The sequence below is a fragment of the Tepidibacter hydrothermalis genome, from assembly GCF_029542625.1.
Lineage (GTDB): Bacteria > Bacillota > Clostridia > Peptostreptococcales > Peptostreptococcaceae > Tepidibacter_A > Tepidibacter_A hydrothermalis.
This window is the reverse complement of record NZ_CP120733.1, coordinates 1609126-1632189: the sequence shown is the minus strand read 5'-3', so window position 1 is coordinate 1632189 and position 23064 is coordinate 1609126. Positions and strand designations below refer to the sequence as shown.

The window sequence follows — 23064 nt, the reverse complement described above, 5'->3', positions numbered from 1 at the left end:
ATGTTTATTAAAGGATCAAAAATTATTTATCACCCAATGCTTTATATAATACACAAGGATTTTAGAAGAAAATATATTGCAATGATACTAAATTGATATAGTATAAAATAAGTACATGAAACATAAAAAAGACGACGATAATATTAGTTTAAATATTACCGCCGTCTTTTTTATTTCAGCTCTGTTGCAGAAAACCTTTGACGTTTACGAAGTAATTGATAATTCTTTGGTATTAAAAATTTAGGTTCAAACTACCACGTTGTTTATCAAGCATATGGAGTTGCTGCATTCTTAATTCTAGTATTATAATACCCTTTTTGCTTGATTAATCAACATTTCACCATAATTTTTATATGCAATAGCTTAAATAGTTGTTTATATTATAGGAACTTTTATTTCCATCAAATATTCATTTTCATTATTCACTATAAAGCTACTAATAATTGATGTTTTAATAATATCTCCTCTTATATTTAATTGTTTTTTATTAATATATTCTTTTATTCTTGAAAAAGTATTTTTAATATTATAATGCTCTCCTTTATGATAAGCTACAATACACTTTCCAAGTGAATATTCCTGAACATTTAAATCATTAATAAATTGCTTATCAATAGGCATTACTATCTTTTCCATATATTCATTTTTAGTGCAATATAAACACTTTTTATTGTAAACAAATGAAATACCATGATTATGCCCAACCTCTGAATAGTTAGGATAGCGCTCTGTTAACTCAAGTAATTTACCCTCAAATTCATACCAATCATTGACTGTTTTACACTCTCCAACAACACCATAAATTGAACCACAATTCTTAATCTCTATTAAACTCTCACTTTTTTCATATTTCTTTCTTGTCTCTTCGATTGTCTTAATAATAGATCCAAGATTTTTTGCAACAGCTTGCATTTTTGTTATTTTATTTTCAAACTGCTCTTTCTGCAATTCAAGTGTTTTTAACGCTTCATCAACGTTATTAATTTCTTTAAATTTTTTTACTTCTTCTAAAGATAGTCCTAACAATTTGTAAAACTTTATTCGATCAACTTCTATAAATTGTTCTTCTGAATAATATCTATATCTATTTTGATTATCAACTAGTTTTGGAGATAATACGCCCATTTTATCGTAATATCTTAAAGTTTGAGCATCAATATTTTTTATCTTAGCCATTTCTCCTATTCTATACTTTTTCTTCATAATATCTCTCCCCAATTATATTTAACTTCATATATCACTTTAATATGAATACTACTATTCATCTATTTTTATATCATAAATTTAATATATCATATTGACCTTATAGTTACTATAGGGTTTATAATACTACTTATCAATTGAAGTATATAAGGAGGCCGCATATGAATAAAGATTTTGAAAACATTAACTTTAAAAATTATCTAAAGTTCGTATTACCTACAATATTTTCTATGGTTTTTATTTCTATATATACAATGACCGATGGTATTTTTGTATCTAGAAAATTAGGAAGTACTGCTCTTGCAGCTCTTAATGTAACACTTCCTGCTTTTAACTTTATTTTTGGAAGTATTTTTATGATTGTTATTGGTGCATCAGCAATTATTGGTATTAATCTTGGTGCAAAAGAAATTGAAAAAGCCAATAAAAACTTTAGCAACATGATTTATGCACTTGCTTTTATAACATTATTTTATCTTGTAATTGGCTTATTTTTTAGTAAGTCTATTGCTGAACTCTTAGGAGCAAAAGAAGATCTATTGCCTTATGCAATGGATTATCTATTCATATTGTTTATAGGATCTGTTGGATTTGTTATTAAAATTTTTACAGAAATTTTTTTAAGATTAGAAGGGAAATTTAATCTTTCTTTATTTGCTACGGTTGTTGGTGGCGTTACAAACATTATTTTAGATTATTTGTTCATTTATCATCTCAATATGGGAATTAAAGGAGCTGCACTCGGTACAATTTTTGGTGCTTTCATTAATGGTTTGTTTGGCATTGTTTATTTTGCTTTCAATCACTCTCAAATACAGTTTACTTTTACTCAAATTGATTTTGATTTTTTAAAGAACTCCATGATTAACGGTTCATCTGAAATGGTATCTAGTTTATCTGCTGGTATTACAACATTTTTATTTAATACAGTACTTTTGAATTCAGTTGGAGAAATAGGTGTCTCTAGTATATCTATTATTTTATATGTTAACTTTTTATTATCTTCTATTTTTATTGGGATTTCTATGGGTATACAACCATTACTTAGCTATAATTTTGGTGCAAATCAACTTGATAATATTAACAAGCTTTTAAAAATGTCTTGTATAATTATAAGTTCTATTAGTATCTTAGCTTTTACTATATGTAATATTTTTAAATTTCAACTTATTTCTTTATTCAATACAGAAAATGTAGAACTTATTGAAATGACTGCACAAGCTTTTACTATTTTTAGCTTTACATTTTTTATTAGTGGCTTTAACATTCTTGGATCTGTTTTTTTTACATCATTAAATAATGGTAAATATTCAGCAGTTATTTCGTTTAGCAGATCTATTGTATTTAAGTCAATTATTATTTTAACTTTACCGTCTATTATTGGTTTAAGTGGTGTATGGTTAACAATTCCATTATCAGAGTATCTTTGCGTTATAATTACACTTTACTTTTATACTAAAGTAAAAAAGACTAAGCTATTAGACTGTAAAATAACCAACTAGCTAAACATTTATTTAGTAAATAGCTTAATTCCAGAAATATTTTTAATCCAAAAGCATGAACTCTATCTGTCATTTCTCCAGCTACTTTTATATGTCCAGCTGGGTCTGTTGCTGTACATGGAAAAAAATGGTCAACGCGTTTCTCAATATCATTTTCCATTATATAATTTGTCAATAAAAAGTTACTAAGTTTTGACATGAACTATAAGATAATTTATGATAATAAATAAAAGAAGGAAAAAAGGAGAAATGTATAAATTATGGATGAGCGAAATTTAACTAATCGTCAAAAGCAAGCAATTGCAACAAAAAAAAAGATTTTTGATACTACTGTCGATCTAATTACTGAAATAGGTTTTGATAAAGTAACAATAAGAAAAATTTGCAAAGAAGCAAATGTATCAACCGGTACATTCTACCTTTATTTTAAATCAAAACAAGATATACTTTTCAAAGTGTATAAAGATGCTGATATGCTTCTTGATGAAGCAAATATTTTAACTAGAAAAGATTTAAATAGCTTAGAAAAGATTGAAGAATTAATTAAAATTCAAACAAATATTGGTGAAAATCTTAATATAGATATTTTAAAACAAATATATACGTATCATATTCATTCTGACAATGAATATTTCTTTTCTGAAAAAAGAAGCTTTTTTGTAAGTCTTAATTCGGTGGTTATAGAGGGACAAAATAATACAGAATTAAGAAATGATATTTGCTCAAAAGAAATTACTTGGAAAATTCTACGATTTGTACGAGGCATAATATTTGATTGGTTAATCCACGATGGTAACTATGATTTAGAAGAAACTACTATTAAAGAACTCTCTCTTTACCTAGATGTATTTAAATGTAGTTAAATTTAATTAATATAAATAATAACAAAAGATGTGTTCTACTCAATAAAACTATGAGTACAGCACATCTTTTCCTTTTTTTATTATAACAACACTAACCCTCAGTAGACTTTTTTTAAATTGTAATCTTCTTGACAATTCAGTTAAAAAAATGTTATTCTCTTAACATGTTCACTGAACATATTAAGTTTATTGGATAACTTTTCATCTACCAAATGTATACATAAATTATTAGAGCTTGGCTGCTAAACTATCGGACTCGAGGTAATTCGTAAACAATTCGTTGTTAATCTAATATTTTTTAATATTAATATACAAGAAAGGTGATTTATATGGAAAAAGAAAAGATATTGAGAAGATTAGTAATAAAGGCTTTTCATGTAGATAAAGTTAAATTTGAAGACAAAACTTCCTACGAAAAAGGAACTTTGATTTTAAATAAATCTATATCAAAAGAACTTGTTAAGAGTCAAGATTTTTTTAAATCTATTGATATTTCTATTATTAATCCAGGGGATCATGATAAGAAAATAACTAATATAATGGACATAATACCTATATCTACAAAAGTTCTTGGTAATATTGGCGATGGAATAACTCATACTTTAACTGGAGTATCTGTTATGCTTACAGGAGCGTTTGAAGACGATAAAAAAGTAGCACTTTTTGGTGCTTTCGAAGGCCCTTTAAGTAAACGTGTTTTTTTTGATAGAGCGGGAACCCCTTCTACAAAAGATTATATAATTCATGTAGATGTTATTCTAAAGTCAGATACATTTTTCACTAGAAAAATAACATCAGCAGTTCATAAAGTATGTGATGAATTCATTCAATGTATAAGGGAAGAATTAAAAAAAATATATGGCAGAAATGCGGATGAAACTCATGAATTTTTTGATAAAATAAGTCCTAATAAGAAAAAAGTAGTGATTATAAAGCAAGTAGGTGGACAAGGTGCTCTGCATGATAACCAGCTATTACCCCAGGAACCTTCTGGATATATAGGAGGAAAATCAAATATAGATTTAGGTAATGTTCCTATCATCCTGTCCCCTAATGAATATAGGGATGGTGCTTTAAAAGCAATGACTTAAGGGATTTCTACACAAACTTTAGTTATTATTTAATAAAAGTTAGAAAGACCTACTTTTAATATACTTTTATAATCAAATAAAAAGCTGCTTAATTTTAAAATTAAGCAGCTTTTCCGTACTTGGTATTTAAATTACAATGTATCTTAACTTTTTAATTTGTACGTTTGTTGCAATTATGTTAATGCTAAGCTTAAACAATAATTAATGTATTTATTCGTTCAAAAACTCTTCAAACAATAATTTTATATTATTGCTACATAAAAGTAGCATGTTATTTTTGATTTTTTCAATAGGCCAATTCCACCATTTCATTTCTAACAACATTTTTATTTCATCTTGTGTGAATCTTTTCTTTATAGGCTTAGCTGGATTTCCTCCAATAATAGTATATGGCTCTACATCTTTTGTAACCAATGCTCTTGTTCCTATAACAGCACCATCTCCTATTTTTACTCCAGGCATTATAACTGCTTCAGTTCCTATCCAAACATCATTTCCTACCACAGTATCTCCAGATTGTATATATCCATCTTTTGCATTCTCATTAATAGTTGAGTAATAAAAAGGATAACTTGTTATCCAATCATATCTGTGACCTTGATTTCCTGCCATAATGAATATAGCCCCTGAACCTATAGAGCAAAATTTACCTATTTTAAGTTTATCAACATCATCTCTATCCGGTGATAAATACCTTACACAATAATCCTCAAAATGCTTGCCATGATAATAACCTGAATAATAAGTAAAATCCCCAACCTCAATATTTTTATTTGTAATATAATCCTTTATAATATAGCTATCCATCCAGCTATCAAAAATATTATTATTCATATAAAATGCCTCCTATGCTATTTTTAATTATATAACCTATAGTATAGAAGGCTTACTTCTGTGTCCTTTTTGTTGTAGACATTTCTTCACCCCTAATAAATATATTTTGTATAAAAAAATACTTTATTTAATTTTTATTGTATAGTACAATATCATGTTTTACAATATAATCTGATTTAAATTACTAATATTCCTATAATATCTATATAACCAAATTTATTTTTTCCTATAAGTTCAGTTGCAACTATTATTCCCAACTAACAGAATCTTTTAATGTCATTTTTATTAATTCATTCATAGCTTGATGTATATTTTTATTTTTATGGTACACCAACTGAGTTTCAAACTTATCGCAAAACTCTTTAACTTCTATGCCCTTAAGACTTCCTTCTCTTAGCTCGTTGCTAATTGCATAGAAGGGTAAAAATGAAATTCCCAAACCATTCATCACACACTTTTTAGTAGCTTCTATGCTTGAAAATTCTAGTGGATTTACGTGTTTTATTCTTTTCTTTTTCAAATAATTTTCAAAAGCTATTCTAAAACTACACCCTTTTTCACTGAATATAATACTTTCTCTTACATCTTTACTTTTTAAATCGGAAGATAAAAATTCTAAACCTGAATCTGGAGCACCTATAATAAACATACATTCATCTTTTAAATTTCTAACAACTAAATCCTCATCCATAACTTGAGGTTCAATAGTGAAAATAATATCCAATTCTCCATTTCTCAATTTACTTCTTAAATCACTACAGATTGAATTCTTCAAAATGATATTTACTTTAGGAAACCTTTTTTTATATTCTTTCAAAAGTTTTCCTAGCCTATATATAGATAACGATTCCCCTGCTCCAATAATTAAATCTCCAGACACACAATTCTTATCTGAGGTTATATTTTTAATTTCACTATATGTATCTAACATTTGCCTAGCATATGGAACTAATTTCTTACCAACATTAGTCAAAATAATTTTTTTACCTAGACGATCAAATAAAATTTCTCCTAATTCATTTTCTAAAATTTGAATATGAGATGTTATTGTAGATTGAGCATAACCTAAATACTCTGCTGCTTTTGTAAATCCTCCTAATTCAACAATAGTTATAAATGTTTGCAAATGTCGTATTTCCATTTTATTCATTCCTTTATCATGTAAATTTTTTAATATTATAGTATCATATTTTTCGATTATTAACTTCATTTCTTTCAATTTTACTGATGATATATGTAATGTTATACTTAAAAAAAACAAGCAATAACTATATATACTAACAAATATTAAAAGGAGGCTATTTAAATGAAAAAAGTGTTGTTACTTCTATCAGATGGTTTTGAAGCCGTAGAGGCAAGTGTTTTCACAGATGTAATAGGATGGAATAAATTGGAGGGTGATGGTACTACAGATTTAGTGACAGTTGGAAGGAAAGAAAAACTAAAGTGCACTTGGAACTTTACAGTAATTCCTGAAATGCACATAAGTGAAGTTAATGTTGATGAATTCGATGCACTTGCAATACCAGGTGGATTTGAAGAAGCAGACTTTTATGAAGATGCTTATAGTGAAGATTTTCTAGATATAATCAGACAATTTGACAAAGCTGAAAAAATAATTGCTTCTGTTTGTGTTGGTGCACTACCTATTGGAAAGAGCGGAGTACTATCTGGTAGAAATGCTACAACATATAATTTTGTGAATAGTAAAAGGCAAAAACAATTATCTGAATTTGGAGTCAATGTTATTTTTAACGAACCTATTGTTATAGATAAAAATATAATCACTTCCTACAATCCTTCAACTGCTTTTAATGTAGCTTTTAAACTTTTAGAAATGCTTACATCAAAAGAAAACTGTAATAACGTTAAAAAATTAATGGGATTCTAAACAAAATAATAGTATTTTCAGTAATTACTTCTGGTATGTGCAGTATATATGCGAATGATTCATCACAAATATTTCGTATATTTACTTTTACTACACTAAGTTTATAAGTCTATCATTTTTTGATAATTCATCAAGTAAATGAACTTCACATATTTTCCCACACTTTACAATAATATTCTAACTATAAATACTTTTAAATCTAAAAAAAGAGAATGATTTTAACATTCTCTTTCAATACTAAATTCTTCCCATATTTCATCTTTATTTAATCCAAATAATCCCATTTTTTCTCTCCTATTTATATATTTTTTATTTACTCTATTATATTTTTCATGAAAATATGAGTGGTTTGTCCAATAATATCATCAAATGTTTCTTCTATATAATCCCAACCTAATTTCTTATAATAATCAACAGCCTTTTCAGTTCTTAAATATAATTGTTTATAACCTCTATTTTTTGCTATTTTTATTATTTCATCAACAAGGATTTTTCCAATTCCTCTATTTCTAAATTCTTTACTAACAATAAGAGAAGCTAACCATGGCTCTAAATCAGGTCTATTTTTTAGATCATTATTGAATAAAGAAACAGTTCCTAAACACAAATTCCCCTCTAAAACTATAACAGTTACAGGCATATCATATTTATTTCTCTCCTTAATCCTATTAAGCACCATATCCAATGTTACTTCAGGTCTTATGCTTTTTACAAACTCCTCAAATATCCATCTGGCTACTATTTCTGCATATTGAGGATAGTCAGATAAGTAAACTATCTCCATTAAAATCATCCCTCCCAAATTTTTCAAAATATTTTATTATTAAAAATTTAGTTTTAAACATCGTATATTTATCAAATACTTTCTCATAACATCTTTATTATACAATATTTACCATAAAATTAGTATTAATATAAGTTTTTGTTTTTTACTTATGATACTGTTCATCTCTAATTAGTGCATTGTATAACAATATAGTTTGAATTCAAAGTTGACCCCAATTGTACTTTACAAAAAAATTGACAATCTAGAATCTTGATGTTAGTATGTAAGTATTACTTGCATAAAATAGGAGGAATTTCGATGGACTCAAGATCATCTAAGGAAAAGATTCTTCAGGCAAGTATGGATTTGTTTGTTAGAAATGGCTACAAGAAGACAACGACAAAATTAATTGCAAAAGAAGCTGGAGTCAATGAAGTAACTATATTTAGGTTGTTTGGAAAGAAGAAAGCAATAATAGAAGAAATTATCAAATATAAGATGAGTAATATGGATCCTTTAACTAGCTATTTTAAGAATGATGCAAAATTTAACTTGAGTGAAGATCTTTGCAAGTCAAGTGTACTGTATTTCAACTCAATGTCTAAAAATATGCCTCTAATGCTTACTCTGCTAGAAGAATTGGGGGAAGATTTTGAACGTATATTCTCAAAATTACCTATGCGTGTAAAGGAATCATATAAATCATACTTTGATGAAATGTATAAACGTGGAGCAATCATTGAAACGGATACTGAACTTCTAGCATTGTCATTTAGCACTTTAATTGTAGGGTTAGCTGTAACGAAAATAATGACAAACAAAGCCATAATAGAATTACCAACTGAAGAATTTATAAGAAAGAATGCAGAAATTTTTGCAAGAGGAATATCAAAGTAATTTTTTTTACGCTCCATGCAAGTAACACTTGCACGAAGTGTAAAATATAAAATATAAAATGAAAGTGAGGATTAATATGAGCCGACCAGAGCAATTAGAAAAACAAATCAAAGTAGACTTTAACACCGAGAATTATGTAGCAAAGAATACAGTTCTATTCAGACATTCAGAGAAATCTAAAGTATCACACAATATTGCTGATTTGGCTAGAAAATATGGTGAAGGACCACCAAAGTTCTATCCTAAAACTTTTGAAGTAATGATTGATACTGGACAACAGACAAAATTAAGTTATGAAAGTATTTCAAAAAATCCATCAGAGATGAAAACAGCCATTTCCTCAGAAGAATTATCAGATCTAATTGAGTATGCAAAGTCACTAGGTGTTAATGATATAGGATTTACGAAGGTTAACTCAAAATTGATTTTCAAAGATCGTGCAATACTTCATGATAATGCAATAGTACTCACTATGGAGATGAATCCTAAACAAATCTCATTAGCACCATCACGAGATACGGGACATGAGGTACATTTCACTTACAATAAATTGGGACGTATCTCAAATAAAATTGCTGACTATCTCAGAACTAAAGGCTTTAGTGCTCAGGCAGGTCCAGCTATGGGTGGTGATGTTGACTATAAGCATCTGGCAGAAGAAGCAGCTATGGGTGCCATAGGAAATCATGGACTTTTAATATCTCCAGTTGTTGGTCCAAGACAAAGAATAACAGCTATCTATACAAATATTGAAAACTTACCATTCCCAAAGATAAATCCTCATAATTGGATCAAGAGTTTTTGTAGCACTTGTCAGATTTGCTCTAAGCGTTGCCCAGCAAACGCAATAGTAGGTATTGAAAAAGCTAGTATAACCAACGAGTATATTGAATTACCTAAATGTGCTAAATCATTCTCAACCTCATTCGGATGTTCAATATGCATTAAGGAATGTATTTTTAATAAGTCAGATTATCATAAAGTTCATGAAGTCCATTTTAGAAAAACTAATACATTTGATTAGTTTAATCAAATCATTTTACAATATTTCTTATACTCACAAGGAGGTTTAAATGAAAGCAGCAGTTATTTACTTTACTGGTACGGGCAATACACTAAGAGTTGGAGAAGTTTTTAAAGCTTATTTAGAAAACATTGCTTATAATGTTGACATGATTGATATTACTAAGCATAGCAGGAATCTAAAAGACTATGATCTCTTTATAACGGGTACACCAACACAAAATTCTGTATCCACTTTTAATATGAATGATTTTATCATCAAATATATATCTAAGAAGAATAATCCCAAAGCACGCTTTATTACTTATGTTACACATAGTTGGGGAACAGCATTTGGGCATTTGACTCTAAAAGATTTTATATCTAGAAGAGGTTTTGAAGTTGTAGGTGCTCGAGCATTCATTGCACCAAATAATTTCTATATGTTCAGAAAAGATGAACCAAAATTCGAAGAAAAGAAATTCCAGCAAACACTTCGAAATATTTATGATGGTGTATGGAACTTAATGAAGTCATTCACAGATGGCCAAGTGCAAATAGACCAACGATCAATGCTTAAAAAAAATCTTTGGTATGCTCGTTCAATTTTTACAAAATATACAGTGTTTAGTAGGTTTGCCAAAATGATGATTAAAGTTGACTCCGATAAATGTTCTAAATGCAAAGTTTGTGTCAATAAATGTCCAAATAATAATATAGTACTCTCTAATAATAGAATCCAATTCTCTAATCAATGTTTAGCATGTGGTCGTTGTCTGCATATTTGTCCTAAAAACGCATATTTACTATCTAATAAGCCATTTGAGCAATACGAAGGAATTAAAAAACCGATAGTTGAATTGATTTAGAATGCAATTAAATACAACAAGTACTACCCATAAAAGCCATATTAATGCTATTGAGTTTTCTATAAAGCTCAATGTACCACAGAAATAAATTATTCTATGAGGAAAATCAATCTACTCATCTTAATTTATCTAGTTCATAAATACTTCTGTAATAAACTTGTACATAAATCGTAATATTTGTTTTTTGACTATTATCATAATAATTTTTTAGGATATACTACTAATAGAATATTTATTAAATTAATTTTGGAGGTATATTTTGAGATATGTAATTGTAAGTGTTCTAAAAGGCGATGCTGGTAATTTTAATAATAACCTAAGGAAAGAAGTTTTTGAAAAGTTTAAAGCTAGATCTTCAAAGCTTCCTGCTCATTTTACTATAAAAGCTCCTTTTGAAAGTGATAATATAAATGACCTAGAAAATATTTTAGATGATTTTTCTAAATCTCATAATTCTAGTGAATATAAAATTAAAGGGTATGATCATTTTGATGATAGAGTTATATTTATGAAAGTTTTAATGAGTGATGAAGGAAAGACTATTCATGATAAATTAATTGATAATTTAAATAAAATTAATTATTTAAATTTCTCTAAACAAGATGGTAAAGATAAAGTTTTTCATGTTACCATAAGTTCTAAAAAAATAAGAAATATATTTGATAAATTATGGGATTATGTTTCTTTAATACCTTGTGATTTTGATTGTTATTTTGATAATATTTGTATTTATAAATGGGTTGATAATACTTGGGTATTACATAAAGAGTATTTATTAAATTAATCTTATAATTTAAAACTATAATGCTACATGCTTTATATGAATAATTATAAATAAAAAAAGTCTACCTTTTAATAATTGTACAGGTAGACTTTTTTGAAATATTTTTACTAATTTATATTATTTAAAAACTAAATTTTTTTATAATTCTTTGATATTTTAGAATTAATCCATCTAAATATTGACTTAATTTAATAACTTCCTCATTTGATAAGTTTTCATTTTTTTCTGTTATTAAATTGTTTAATTCTTCTCTAGTTTCTTCAACTTCCCTATAAAAATTTTCATAATAAGATTCTCTAGATTCCCTGTCTTTAAAACCCCATAAAATCATTATTAATCCCTTCCTCTAATAACTTCTCATAATAAATTCAACTTACTATTTTCTTATTGCTTTAAATGCTTCTGTCTGTGATTTTATACCTCTTTCCGCTGCGAATCTTTCAATGCTTGAAGCACCGAAGAAACCATCAATTCCTTCTGTTTTTTCTATTACGTATGCAGCATCTTCTGGCTCTGCAATAGGTCCGCCATGGCAAATTACCATAATATCAGGATTAACTTCTCTTCCTGCCTTAATTATAGCTTCAATTCTTTCTACACAATCATCTAGTGTAAGTGCTGTTTGTGCTCCGATTGTACCTTTTGTAGTAAGTCCCATATGTGCAACTAATATATCAGCACCTGCTGCTGCCATTTTTCTTGCTTGATCAGGATCAAATACATAAGGAGTTGTAAGCATATCTAGCTCATGTGCTTTTTTTATCATTTCAACTTCTAAATCATATCCCATACCTGTCTCTTCTAAATTCTGTCTGAATACACCATCAATTAAGCCTACAGTAGGGAAATTCTGAACTCCTGTGAAACCTTGTTCTTTTAACTGCTTAAGGAAAATATCCATTACTCTGAATGGATCAGTTCCACAAACACCAGCAAGTACTGGAGTATTTTTTACAATTGGAAGTACTTCTGAGCCCATTTCAACTACAATTTGATTAGCATCTCCGTAAGATAATAAACCTGCAAGAGAACCTCTTCCTGCCATTCTATATCTACCAGAATTGTAAACTATAAGCATGTCGGCTCCACCAGCTTCACTGAATTTAGCTGTAATACCTGTGCCCGCTCCTACGCCTACTAATGTTTGTCCTTCTTTTACCTGCTCTTTGAACTTTCCTATAATTTCGCTTCTTGACATTGTATTCATAAATAACGCCTCCAATAATTTAAATTTATTAATTTACTATTTTTCCATCATATCTATTAATTTCTGAGCTGCGGCTTCTGCAAATTCCACATCATTAATAGCACAATTCATCTCTACCATTTCTATAATATTTTTGTTTACACCATTTCTTAATCTATCAAATAGTACTTTATCTTCTTCGGGACCATAGAAAGGTTGACCTTCCACATCAATGCTAGATACTCCTTTTAGTGGTATAAATAAAGCTATTTTTTCTTTAGCTAGATTTAATTTTTCAGCCAATTTTGTCCCAATTACTTCATTTTCCTCTTTATTTGTTCTCATAAGGGTCACTGTAGGATTATGTTTATATAAATTACGTCCCATAAACTTCTCAGGTACTGTCTCAAATGATCCAAAATTACACATATCAAGAGCACCTACTGATACAACTTGTGGTATATTTTGTTTACTTGCAGCCTCTAAACGATGAGGTCCTGCATTCAAAACACCGCCTATAATTTCATCTGCCCATTCTGTGGTAGTAAGATCCAATACACCTTCAATGAATCCTCCATCAATAAGTGATTCCATTGAACGACCGCCTATACCTGTTGCATGAAATACAAGAACTTCATATCCTCTTTTTTCAAGGTATTCTCTTGCAGCTGTTATACATGGAGTTGTTACACCAAACATAGTTGCTGCAACTAATGGCTTTTTATCTACAACCTTTTTATTCTCAAACTTAAGCATACCTGCAATTGCAAATACGGAATTTGTAAAAATCTTCGTTGAAATTGAATTAATACCTGAAACATCCACCACAGAAGGTACCATAATGATATCACTTGTTCCTACATATTGTTCAGTATTTCCTGAAGCAACTGTCGAAACCATAACCTTTGGAATACCTATAGGCAATGCTCTCATAGCTGGTGTTACCAATGAAGTTCCTCCAGAACCTCCAAAAGAAATGATTGCATCAAATTTACCTTCATTATATAATTCAGGTACTAATTTTCTCATACCTTTTGATAATGCTTCTGTCGCTAATGCCCTATCTTTTTTAGAAGCTAGGGTTTTTATGTCTATACCTGCAGCCTCTGCTACTTCACTGTTTGATATATCTGGTTCAAACGTTGATTCAAATACTCCTGTGTGAATTGTAAAAGTACCTAAACCCAGGCTTTCAATCAATTCTTTTACGTATAAATATTCATCACCTTTAGTATCAAATGTTCCTGCAATAGCGATTGTCTTCATTTGTTAAACCTCCTCTATAACTTTGCTTTTACCTAGTCTGTATACTAGTAAATAAACGAATTAGAAAACGTTTTCATAAAAAAAGTATGATTAACTTATAAGTCAATCATACTTTCTTTCTATCTCAATGTAAACGTTATTATGTACTATGTTTTTGTGTTTATGTTATATTTTTAGATTTATATTTTTTTGGAGAACATCCTTTATACTTTTTGAACATTTTACTAAAATGTGCATAATCTTTATACCCCACTAATAATGCTAAATCTGATAACTGTATATTTTCTTTATTTATAATTTCTACTGCTTTATTTATGCGAAATTTAACTAAATACTCTGGGAAATTGCAGCCTACTTCTTTTTTAAATAAGCTACTTAAATACCCTCTAGATACATGAGCTACCTTAGCTAAATCTAAAAATGAAATATCATTCATATAATTTCGAGCAACGTATTCCTTCACAAACTCAACATAATTATAGTGCTTTGTAACCCCATCCAACATCTTAACCATTAAATCATCTTCATCAAATTGTTCGGATATTTTAAAAGCTTTTGTTATATTAATAATGGATTTTTCTGATGGAATTCTCTCAAATGATGATCCTCCTATATACCCTATTAAATCTTCATTATTACTATACATATATTGAACATCAATTGGTGTTTTTACAGGACCACCATATATTAATTTGATCACATCTGGTTTTAACTCATTACACTTATTAAATATCTTTCCCACTTTAACCTTTGCAGCTTCTAGTGAAAATACTTTTTTTGCTCCTAATAACCCTCCTCCTGTTAAACCTAAATGTACACAAATGATATCGGCTCCAACATTAATCATTTGCTCTGCTTGTATTTCATTAAATACAAATGCAACTGTAAACATATCTTTTTTATGGGCTATTCTTATTGCTTCTACTTCCATTAAATAATTGCATCCATCTTCTTCAAGAGCTTCCCTAAACTGACTATCTATAAGTCCAACTGTAGGATAGTTATTAATACCAGAAAACCCCATATTTTTTATTTTGTCTATGTAACTTTCCATATTTTTTGTAGGGTCAGTTGCATTAAGTCCAAAAATAATTGGCATATTTTTTATCAAGGGTATTATCTCTTTTGAAGCAAAATCCATTACCATATCATTACTATTGCAAAATGGTAAAAAACCCCCTAATGAACTTCTCCCCATTTGTCTAAATCTACCTGAATTTAACGCTAGAATAAAATCGGCTTCACCATTTTTGGCGCATTTTGCTGTCATTCCGGTACCTGTTGCTACACCAATAATATGATTTCCTTTTTTTATTTGTGCATTGATATTTTCTAATAACTTTCCTCTCTCCATGGGTTTTATACCTCTTATCTTATTCATAATTTATTATTTTCTGTGGTTTTCTATTAACTTATATTATGCAATGAATACAGGTATTCATATAGTCTATTATATAATATTTTCTTTTCTATTTATTGTCTTAATTCAAAATAAGAACATATAATTATAAAACCTTTAATTACCAACTTATCATACGTTTATTAATACTATATGTAAGGTAGTTTTTGCTGTAATATATAATTAGCTCTAAGGCTAAGAAGGTAATTATGATTATAAAAAATTAAAACCTCCTATGAGGGGAATTACTTTGGAAATAAATAAGAGCCAAATAGCAAAAGAATTGCAGTTGATCCACATACGATTAGTACATATATTAATCGATATGTAAAACCAACTACAAGAAATAGAACTTTTAAAATTGTATTATTTTTGAGGTTAAACTTAATCAATTACTTGTAACATGGTGTAAATAATAAAAAATACCATAATAAATTAGAGAAATACCCACAACAAAATTTAATATATCAGTAAATTTATTGCCAAGTAATTCTCTTATAATTTTAATTATACTATCTTCCCAAAAATTATGGAGTTTTAGTATAGAACATGTAACTCCATAAATACCAAACAAGACACAAAATATGACTACTCCCATAAAAACATCTCCTTTTTGAAATTACATACAATGTAATTATATCCAAAATATGGTTAATATTCAATAGATGGATTTATTGCAAAGAATATCATATGAGATACTAATTAATCAGCGTAAAAAAATATAAAGAATGAAAAAAGGGCTATTAATTATGCCCTTTTTTCATTCTCTATATTTTTAATTTTTACTTTACATCAATTAACTTATCTAATGCTTATATATTAAGTACCACAATAAGTTCTGTAAGGACAGGTTGATGGAGGAGGTAGTGTTGAGTACTTATCCTGTTCAGAAGAGTATGCGTATGGTTTTGACATAATATCAAGAAATTTCTCCATCACACTGTAATCTCCTTGTTTTACAGCAGCTTCTAGTGCCTCTTCTACACGATGGTTTCTAGGAATTATCGCTGGATTTGAGTTTTTCATCAATTGCTGTGAGGATGCTTTTGATTGCTGCTGTCTACCTAGTCTCACCTTCCACATCTCATTCCACTGAGCAAATTCCTTACTACCAAACAAGACTGTATCCTCCAACTTATCAAGAGTTATTGCGCGGAAAGTATTGGTATAGTCCGAACCATACTTTTGCATCATACTGAGTAAGTCTTTAATAAGAGATTCATCCTGTATCTCTTCGTTAAATATTCCTAGTTTTGCTCTCATTCCTGAGACCCAATTTCGGTGGTACACCTTAGTAAATTCTGAAATAGCATCCTGAGCCAGTTTTACAGCCTGATCCTCATTTTCATGAAGCAGCGGCAATAGGGTTTCAGCAAATCTAGAAAGATTCCACGCTGCAATATGAGGTTGATTGCCATAAGCATAGCGGCCATGAATATCAATGGAACTGAATACCGTTGCTGGATCATAGGTATCCATGAAAGCACAAGGTCCATAATCAATTGTTTCTCCACTAATTGTCATGTTGTCAGTATTCATAACCCCGTGTATAAACCCAACTATTTGCCATTTAGCAACAAGTGATGCCTGACCCTTGATTACTTCCTTAAGCATAGAAAGATATCTATTCTCATCAGCTTCAACGTTTGAAAAATGTCTTTTTAATGTATAATCTGCCAGGGCTTTAAACTCATCAACAGAACCCCATTTTGAAACATATTGAAAAGTTCCAACGCGCAGATGACTAGCAGCTACTCGCGTTAGAATTGCACCTAATTGCTTTGTTTCTCTAATTATTGGTTCTCCAGTTGTAACCACTGCTAGACTTCGTGTAGTAGGAATCCCAAGAGCATGCATTGCCTCGCTGATGATGTATTCACGTAACATTGGTCCAAGGGATGCTCTACCATCACCTCGACGGGAATATGGAGTTTTACCTGAACCCTTGAGCTGAATATCAAATCGTTCACTCGATGGTGTTATCTGTTCACCAAGTAATATAGCCCTCCCGTCTCCTAACTTAGTAAAATGCCCAAATTGATGACCTGCATAAGCTTGTGCAAGAGGTAAAGAACCTTCAGGAATCTGGTTACCAGCAAACACCTCTACACCATCATTGTTTTGTAACTCCTGAACATTCAACCCTAGAGATTTTGCTAATGGATTATTAAGAATAATCAACTTCGGTGAACGTACAGGCGTTGGATTAAGGGTAGTAAAAAACGATTTAGGAAGACGAGCATAGCTATTGTCTAAGTTCCATCCTGTTTTTATTATTTCCTTTCTCTCTGTCATCATATCTCCTTTCCTTATTTTATATTTTTTATTTATCAATTTTCTATAACAATACAACTAATTTTATTATCTACTTCTGCTACTTTATTATGCTATTTTCACACAAATATTAATATCAAAATTATTTTATATAATTGTGTCAATATATATAACAAAAATAAATCCACAAAATCAACTTAGAGATTTTTGTGGATTTATTTTATATTAATATGAAATAGAATTCTCTTGTTTTATGTTCCAACTCTCTGATTGGTTCTGTAAAGTTGATAGTTTATAATATATACCTTTATTATCCATCAATTGCTCGTGATCTCCTTCTTCAACTACTTTTCCTTTATCCATTACTACAATCTTATCACAGCTTTCAATTGTTCTTAGCCTATGCGCTATAATTAAAACAGTTTTGTTCTTTACTACTCTTGAAATAGCTTCTTGAATTAAGGTTTCATTCTCTACATCTAAAGATGCTGTTACTTCATCTAACAATATTATAGGAGCATCTTTTAATATTGCTCTGGCAATAGACAATCTTTGTTTTTCTCCACCAGACAATAATCCTCCATTTTCTCCAATTTTAGTATTATACCCTTCTGGTAATCTATCTATAAAAGATTGACAATTTGCCAGTTTTGCAGCTTTTATAACCTCTTGATCAGAAGCGTCTTTTCTTCCTATACGAATATTTTCCATAATAGTGTTGTCAAAAAGCATTACATCTTGAAATACAACCGAATAATATTTTAATAAATGTTGTGCATCTATTGTTGATATATCTTTTCCTCCTACCAAGATTCTACCTTTTTCCATATCATAAAACCTTGCAGCTAGTTTTAATACTGTACTTTTACCACTACCTGAAGCGCCCACCAAAGCTGTCTTTTGTCCTTGCTTTGCAGTAAAGCTTAAGTTTTTCACTACTGGTTTTTCTTTGTCATAAGAAAAAGTAAGTTGCTCAAATTTAATATCAAAATTATCAACCTTTAATTCTTTAGATCCGTTTAAAATTGGTACTTTATAAATTTTTTTCAATCTGTCTATTAATATATCCATGCTTAATAACTCTGATAAATTACCCATAGCTATTGAAAGTGGATCATATATCATACTTGCAGCAAGTAGATATAATATGTAAGTAAATAGATCTATTTCACTATTAAATACCATAGAATTTCCCACAACAATAACTGATGCAAATCCTAATCTTAAAAACATTTGAGCTGTTGTCAACAAACTAGCTGATAACAATTCAGATTTTTTTTGATATTTTTCTGATTCATCAAGTCTTGTATCTATCAATTTTCCATATGAAGTTTGTTGATTGTAAGCCTTGATTTCCTGCATAAGTTCTAATGATTCTTGAATTGTATCTGATAACAATAGTCTTTTGTTAACATATTGAGTCCCTAGTTTTTTTTGTATCTTTCTTGATAACCAAATAATAAGAAAAGCACATGGTGTCACCCAAAAAAGTGCAATCGCCATCTTCCAATTTTTTATGAACATTACAGCCATAATAATAGCTGTTGATAAAATAGCTCCATAAAATTGTGGAATTGTATGTGAAAAAGCGTGTTCAAAACTAGCACAATCACCCATAATAGTGTTTGTTAAATCTGATAAATCTCTTTTTCCAAAAAAAGATAGAGGTAATTTTCTCATATGTTCACTAATATCAATTCTTCTCTTTGAACTTTCTTCATATGTTCCTATATAAGTAATTGTGTACTGATAGTAAGAAAATACAAACATAATTACCAATATAATTACACCTATGATGGTATAATATAATGGACTTATGGCAATACCATTTTTCTTTCCAAAGATAACCTCTAACATATTTCCTAATACTAAAGTCCCTATACCTACTGGTAACATCATTGATAAATTTGTAAATACACTAAACATAATCCCCTTTTTCAATGACTTATAACCATCATCACTCAAGTCATATTTATTTTTTAAACCATTAAACATTTTCAAACTCCCTTCTATATCGCCCAATTAACAGAAGTTTTATATAAACCCCACATAGATGCATAAATCCCATCTTTATCTAACAACGACTTGTGAGTGCCTTGCTCCACAATTTTACCTTTATCCATAACTATTATCTTATCTGCATTTACTATTGTCGATAATCTATGAGCTATTAAAATCACTGTTTTACCCCTTGTTAATTGATCAAAAGCACGTTGAATTAAAAACTCATTTTCGGCATCTGATGAAGCTGTTGCTTCATCTAAAATAACAATTGGAGAATCTTTTAAAATCGCTCTTGCTAAAGCAATTCTCTGCTTTTCTCCTCCTGAAAGATGGGTGCCCTTAGTACCAATCATCGTATGTATGCCTTGTGGCATCTTATCAATAATATCTTTACATTGAGCCATTTCTAGTGCCTCATAGATTTCTTTCTCAGACGCATCTTGCTTTCCAATTCTAATGTTTTCTGCTATAGTATTTTTAAATAATTGACTTTGTTGAAAAACAAATGCAATACATCTCATCAACTCAGTTGTTGTAATATTTCGAACATCTACACCTCCAATAGAAATGCTCCCCTCATTAACATCAAAGAACCTAGGTACTAAACTTGCTAAAGTTGTTTTCCCACTACCGGTTGTTCCTACAATCGCAACAGTTTCTCCTTGATTTATTTCCAACCGAATATCATCTAAAGCTTTCTCTTTAGCAGTAGGATAAGTAAATGAAACATTATTAAATTCAATAGAAAAATCTTTCACTTCTTTTATTTCCTTTGACACTTTTAAAGGCTTTTCCTGTAATAATATATCAATACGCTGAACTGCTTCTTTTGCTTGTAATAAATTCTCTCCTGTAAATATTAATTTCATCATCATAGTAGCGCATAACGGAGTGAATAGCATATAAAATATAATATTTACAAAAATAAATTTCTGATCAGTAGTTGAGGTAAACAGAAGAATCCCTATTGGAATTAATAATACAAAAAAACTATTTAAACTTACTTTAAAACTTGTCATAGGTATTCTACAACGAATAGAATAATCACTTGCAAAGCCTTTATAGTCATTAATAGCTTTGTAGAAATTTTTAAATGAAAAAACTGTTTGCTGAAATACTTTAACAATTGGAATCCCTCGAATATATTCAACTGCTTCTTTATTCATATCTTCTAATGCGTCCATATATTGACCCATAAATTTTGCATTTTCTCCACCCATCATTTGTTTAATTAATAAAATAGAGATAACTAGTGGTACTAAACAAACTGCTCCTAATCTAGGTTCAAATATAAAAAAACAACTTAGTATAGTAAATGGCATTATCAAAGCACCAACAAAGTCTGGTAACTGATGAGCTAAAAAAGCCTCTGTTAGCCCCGCATTATCGTCTATTATCTTTCGTAATTTTCCACTGCTATTTAAACTAAAATATCCCATTGGCAACTTCATTAGATGATGTAGAGTTTGTCTTTTCATATTTTTAGCTGTTCTAAAAGCAGCTAAATGAGACAAGTACAGTGCTATAAAATATATAAAAATACTAAGTACTGCAAATAAAACTGATAGTTTACCATAATAAAATACAACATCTGTATCTACTGATGCTTCTATCCATATTTCTATAACTTTATAAATGTACACAAAAGGCACTATAGATAGGACTGTACTAATACCAGATAAAACACATGCCAAGATCGTTAAGTATTTGTAATTTCCTGAAAAATCAAACACTTTAACTAAACCATCATTTTTACGCATATTGATTGTCCTCCTTGTATCCACTCATAATACTTAGCAACTCCTCTTGATGATCATTTACTCTTAGCGAAGTTACTTTTTGATTCTCTGATAATAAAACTACCTTCTCACAAGTTTTTACAATAAACTCATAATCATGGGTAATCACTAAAATAATTTTTCCCTTGCTTGCCAACTCTTTTAGTCTTGATGAAATAAGAAACATATTTTTGCCATCCACACCACTCGTAGGTTCATCATATATTAATACATCACGATTTATTACATCTGATACTGCAAGCGTAAGCCTTTGTTTTTGACCACCAGATAGAGTGGATGGATGTCTATCTAAAATTCCTGATAGCCCATAATTTTCTAAAACTTTTTCTGCCTTTACTTTAACATCATTCAACATCAATTCTTCTTTGACACTTTCTCCGAATAGTTGGCACTCCGTGTTTTGTGAAACGAAATATAACTTCTTTTTCCTGTTTCTAGGACTTAGCGGTTTCCCTAGATATTCAACTTTTCCTCCTTGCTCTTTTAATATCCCACAGAGAATTTTTGCTAAAGTTGTTTTACCCATACCATTTCCACCAGTAATAGCAACTATTTCTCCACCATACAAAGTCAAATTTAACTTGTCAAATATCCTGTTATTCTTATATCTAAATTCAAGATTATTTAATTGAATCCACATTCTATTATTGAGTTCTTTATCTACTGTATTCTTCTCAACTGCAATAAAATTTTTAAAACTTAATGTACGCAAACCTAATTTTTGCCATTTATCTTTAGAAATTTTATCGATTTCTTCTTTGCTCCATTCTTCTTTTAGCATTCCTTTTTCAAAGTATAAATAGCGATCTGCTAAATCTTTTAGATAATACAATCGATGTTCAGAAATAAGTATTGTTTTTCCCTGTTTTTTTAAATCACAAAGCAAACTCTTTAATTTTTCTACAGAGTACATATCTAAGTTTGCGGAAGGTTCATCAAACACATATATATCAGGATTTAATGCATTTATAGACGCAATTGAGACTTTTTGTTTTTCGCCACTGGATAGATTAAATAACTCCTTACCTATAAGTTTGTCACCATTTACCTTGTGTAAAGATTTCAAAACTTTAAGATCAATTTCATCTGCATTTATTCCATAATTTTCACATCCAAAAGCAACTTCATCTTCAACTAAGCTTGCAAAGAACTGACTCTTAGGGTCTTGAAAAATAGATCCTATGTTTTTTCCAAGATCCCATAATGGCATTTCCTTAACATTTTGTCCATCAATTTTAACAATTCCTTCTAAACGCCCTTCATAAAACTTAGTTGCCAACCCATTTATAACTCTTGTAATCGTTGTTTTACCACAACCACTTTTCCCTGTTAATACAATAAATTCACCCTTTTGAATCTTTAAATTAATATTTTTTATAGAAGGGACTGAATGATTTGGATAAAAATAAGTAACATCTTTTAATGTAATCATCT

General features: G+C 29.3%; 20 protein-coding genes. 8 read left to right on the top strand and 12 right to left on the bottom strand.

From position 1 onward, the window contains the following. Positions 1-375: 375 nt before the first annotated feature. Complete coding sequence (locus P4S50_RS07270; RefSeq protein WP_277734076.1) at positions 376-1203, bottom strand: MerR family transcriptional regulator; 828 nt, start codon at positions 1201-1203, stop codon at positions 376-378. Positions 1204-1364: 161 nt separating this feature from the next. Here P4S50_RS07270 and P4S50_RS07265 point away from each other — a divergent pair, with 161 nt between their 5' ends. From P4S50_RS07265 to prdD, 3 genes are all read left to right on the top strand, one after another. Then, positions 1365-2705: an MATE family efflux transporter gene (locus P4S50_RS07265; RefSeq protein WP_277734075.1), complete on the top strand. Its 1341-nt coding sequence runs from the start codon at positions 1365-1367 to the stop codon at positions 2703-2705. A gap of 260 nt (positions 2706-2965) precedes the next feature. Continuing rightward, positions 2966-3568 carry a TetR/AcrR family transcriptional regulator gene (locus P4S50_RS07260; protein ID WP_277734074.1) on the top strand — a complete coding sequence of 201 codons (603 nt, stop codon included), beginning with the start codon at positions 2966-2968 and terminating at the stop codon, positions 3566-3568. A gap of 329 nt (positions 3569-3897) precedes the next feature. Further along, positions 3898-4659: a proline reductase cluster protein PrdD gene (prdD, locus tag P4S50_RS07255; RefSeq protein WP_277734073.1), complete on the top strand. Its 762-nt coding sequence runs from the start codon at positions 3898-3900 to the stop codon at positions 4657-4659. Positions 4660-4869: 210 nt separating this feature from the next. On the opposite strand, the gene P4S50_RS07250 is transcribed toward prdD, so the two are convergent. Next, entirely contained in the window at positions 4870-5493 is a 624-nt protein-coding gene (locus P4S50_RS07250; RefSeq protein WP_416390141.1) for a CatB-related O-acetyltransferase, read from the bottom strand. Positions 5494-5740: 247 nt separating this feature from the next. Next, on the bottom strand, positions 5741-6703 hold the full coding sequence (locus P4S50_RS07245; protein WP_331489713.1) for a LysR family transcriptional regulator: 963 nt from the start codon (positions 6701-6703) through the stop codon (positions 5741-5743). A 96-nt stretch (positions 6704-6799) separates the two neighbouring features. Here P4S50_RS07245 and P4S50_RS07240 point away from each other — a divergent pair, with 96 nt between their 5' ends. Further along, positions 6800-7384, top strand: coding sequence for a DJ-1/PfpI family protein (locus tag P4S50_RS07240; protein ID WP_277734072.1), 585 nt, complete (start codon positions 6800-6802; stop codon positions 7382-7384). 313 nt (positions 7385-7697) lie between these two features. Here P4S50_RS07240 and P4S50_RS07235 read toward each other — a convergent pair whose 3' ends face one another. After that, complete coding sequence (locus P4S50_RS07235) at positions 7698-8168, bottom strand: GNAT family N-acetyltransferase (RefSeq protein WP_277734071.1); 471 nt, start codon at positions 8166-8168, stop codon at positions 7698-7700. A gap of 300 nt (positions 8169-8468) precedes the next feature. Between P4S50_RS07235 and P4S50_RS07230 the strand changes: the two genes are divergently transcribed. The 4 genes from P4S50_RS07230 (at position 8469) to P4S50_RS07215 (ending at position 11702) form a co-directional block, all read left to right on the top strand. Continuing rightward, positions 8469-9047: a TetR/AcrR family transcriptional regulator gene (locus P4S50_RS07230; protein ID WP_277734070.1), complete on the top strand. Its 579-nt coding sequence runs from the start codon at positions 8469-8471 to the stop codon at positions 9045-9047. Between the two features lie 76 nt (positions 9048-9123). Further along, entirely contained in the window at positions 9124-10071 is a 948-nt protein-coding gene (locus P4S50_RS07225) for a hypothetical protein (protein ID WP_277734069.1), read from the top strand. Positions 10072-10120: 49 nt separating this feature from the next. After that, the gene (locus P4S50_RS07220; protein ID WP_277734067.1) at positions 10121-10918 is read left to right on the top strand and encodes an EFR1 family ferrodoxin; all 798 of its coding nucleotides are present in this window, start codon (positions 10121-10123) and stop codon (positions 10916-10918) included. A 259-nt stretch (positions 10919-11177) separates the two neighbouring features. Further along, positions 11178-11702: a 2'-5' RNA ligase family protein gene (locus P4S50_RS07215; protein WP_277734065.1), complete on the top strand. Its 525-nt coding sequence runs from the start codon at positions 11178-11180 to the stop codon at positions 11700-11702. Between the two features lie 121 nt (positions 11703-11823). Here the strand turns inward: P4S50_RS07215 and P4S50_RS07210 are convergent, their stop codons facing one another. The 8 genes from P4S50_RS07210 to P4S50_RS07175 form a co-directional block, all read right to left on the bottom strand. Beyond that, on the bottom strand, positions 11824-12033 hold the full coding sequence (locus P4S50_RS07210; protein ID WP_277734063.1) for an aspartyl-phosphate phosphatase Spo0E family protein: 210 nt from the start codon (positions 12031-12033) through the stop codon (positions 11824-11826). Between the two features lie 45 nt (positions 12034-12078). Further along, entirely contained in the window at positions 12079-12909 is an 831-nt protein-coding gene (locus P4S50_RS07205; RefSeq protein ID WP_277734061.1) for a phosphoenolpyruvate hydrolase family protein, read from the bottom strand. A gap of 36 nt (positions 12910-12945) precedes the next feature. Continuing rightward, positions 12946-14154: a Tm-1-like ATP-binding domain-containing protein gene (locus tag P4S50_RS07200; protein ID WP_277734060.1), complete on the bottom strand. Its 1209-nt coding sequence runs from the start codon at positions 14152-14154 to the stop codon at positions 12946-12948. 160 nt (positions 14155-14314) lie between these two features. Continuing rightward, positions 14315-15508, bottom strand: a complete 1194-nt coding sequence (locus P4S50_RS07195; protein ID WP_277734058.1) for a phosphoenolpyruvate hydrolase family protein — start codon at positions 15506-15508, stop codon at positions 14315-14317. A gap of 864 nt (positions 15509-16372) precedes the next feature. Beyond that, positions 16373-17848, bottom strand: coding sequence for a protein adenylyltransferase SelO (locus P4S50_RS07190; RefSeq protein ID WP_277734056.1), 1476 nt, complete (start codon positions 17846-17848; stop codon positions 16373-16375). A gap of 204 nt (positions 17849-18052) precedes the next feature. Continuing rightward, on the bottom strand, positions 18053-19822 hold the full coding sequence (locus P4S50_RS07185) for an ABC transporter ATP-binding protein (protein WP_277734054.1): 1770 nt from the start codon (positions 19820-19822) through the stop codon (positions 18053-18055). 14 nt (positions 19823-19836) lie between these two features. Further along, on the bottom strand, positions 19837-21591 hold the full coding sequence (locus P4S50_RS07180) for an ABC transporter ATP-binding protein (protein ID WP_277734052.1): 1755 nt from the start codon (positions 21589-21591) through the stop codon (positions 19837-19839). Then, the gene (locus P4S50_RS07175) at positions 21584-23062 is read right to left on the bottom strand and encodes an ABC transporter ATP-binding protein (protein ID WP_277734050.1); all 1479 of its coding nucleotides are present in this window, start codon (positions 23060-23062) and stop codon (positions 21584-21586) included. Before P4S50_RS07175 ends, P4S50_RS07180 begins: the two co-directional genes overlap by 8 nt. Positions 23063-23064: the final 2 nt, after the last annotated feature.

Coding starts and splice junctions, on each gene's coding strand:
- P4S50_RS07220 (WP_277734067.1), top strand. CDS start 10,121: ATGAAAGCAGCAGTTATTTACTTTACTGGTACGGGCAATACACTAAGA.
- P4S50_RS07185 (WP_277734054.1), bottom strand. CDS start 19,822: ATGTTTAATGGTTTAAAAAATAAATATGACTTGAGTGATGATGGTTAT.
- P4S50_RS07200 (WP_277734060.1), bottom strand. CDS start 14,154: ATGAAGACAATCGCTATTGCAGGAACATTTGATACTAAAGGTGATGAA.
- P4S50_RS07260 (WP_277734074.1), top strand. CDS start 2,966: ATGGATGAGCGAAATTTAACTAATCGTCAAAAGCAAGCAATTGCAACA.
- P4S50_RS07225 (WP_277734069.1), top strand. CDS start 9,124: ATGAGCCGACCAGAGCAATTAGAAAAACAAATCAAAGTAGACTTTAAC.
- P4S50_RS07245 (WP_331489713.1), bottom strand. CDS start 6,703: ATGAAGTTAATAATCGAAAAATATGATACTATAATATTAAAAAATTTA.
- P4S50_RS07270 (WP_277734076.1), bottom strand. CDS start 1,203: ATGAAGAAAAAGTATAGAATAGGAGAAATGGCTAAGATAAAAAATATT.
- P4S50_RS07190 (WP_277734056.1), bottom strand. CDS start 17,848: ATGACAGAGAGAAAGGAAATAATAAAAACAGGATGGAACTTAGACAAT.
- P4S50_RS07195 (WP_277734058.1), bottom strand. CDS start 15,508: ATGGAGAGAGGAAAGTTATTAGAAAATATCAATGCACAAATAAAAAAA.
- P4S50_RS07180 (WP_277734052.1), bottom strand. CDS start 21,591: ATGCGTAAAAATGATGGTTTAGTTAAAGTGTTTGATTTTTCAGGAAAT.
- P4S50_RS07230 (WP_277734070.1), top strand. CDS start 8,469: ATGGACTCAAGATCATCTAAGGAAAAGATTCTTCAGGCAAGTATGGAT.
- P4S50_RS07240 (WP_277734072.1), top strand. CDS start 6,800: ATGAAAAAAGTGTTGTTACTTCTATCAGATGGTTTTGAAGCCGTAGAG.
- P4S50_RS07175 (WP_277734050.1), bottom strand. CDS start 23,062: ATGATTACATTAAAAGATGTTACTTATTTTTATCCAAATCATTCAGTC.
- prdD (WP_277734073.1), top strand. CDS start 3,898: ATGGAAAAAGAAAAGATATTGAGAAGATTAGTAATAAAGGCTTTTCAT.
- P4S50_RS07235 (WP_277734071.1), bottom strand. CDS start 8,168: ATGGAGATAGTTTACTTATCTGACTATCCTCAATATGCAGAAATAGTA.
- P4S50_RS07205 (WP_277734061.1), bottom strand. CDS start 12,909: ATGAATACAATGTCAAGAAGCGAAATTATAGGAAAGTTCAAAGAGCAG.
- P4S50_RS07210 (WP_277734063.1), bottom strand. CDS start 12,033: ATGATTTTATGGGGTTTTAAAGACAGGGAATCTAGAGAATCTTATTAT.
- P4S50_RS07265 (WP_277734075.1), top strand. CDS start 1,365: ATGAATAAAGATTTTGAAAACATTAACTTTAAAAATTATCTAAAGTTC.
- P4S50_RS07250 (WP_416390141.1), bottom strand. CDS start 5,493: ATGAATAATAATATTTTTGATAGCTGGATGGATAGCTATATTATAAAG.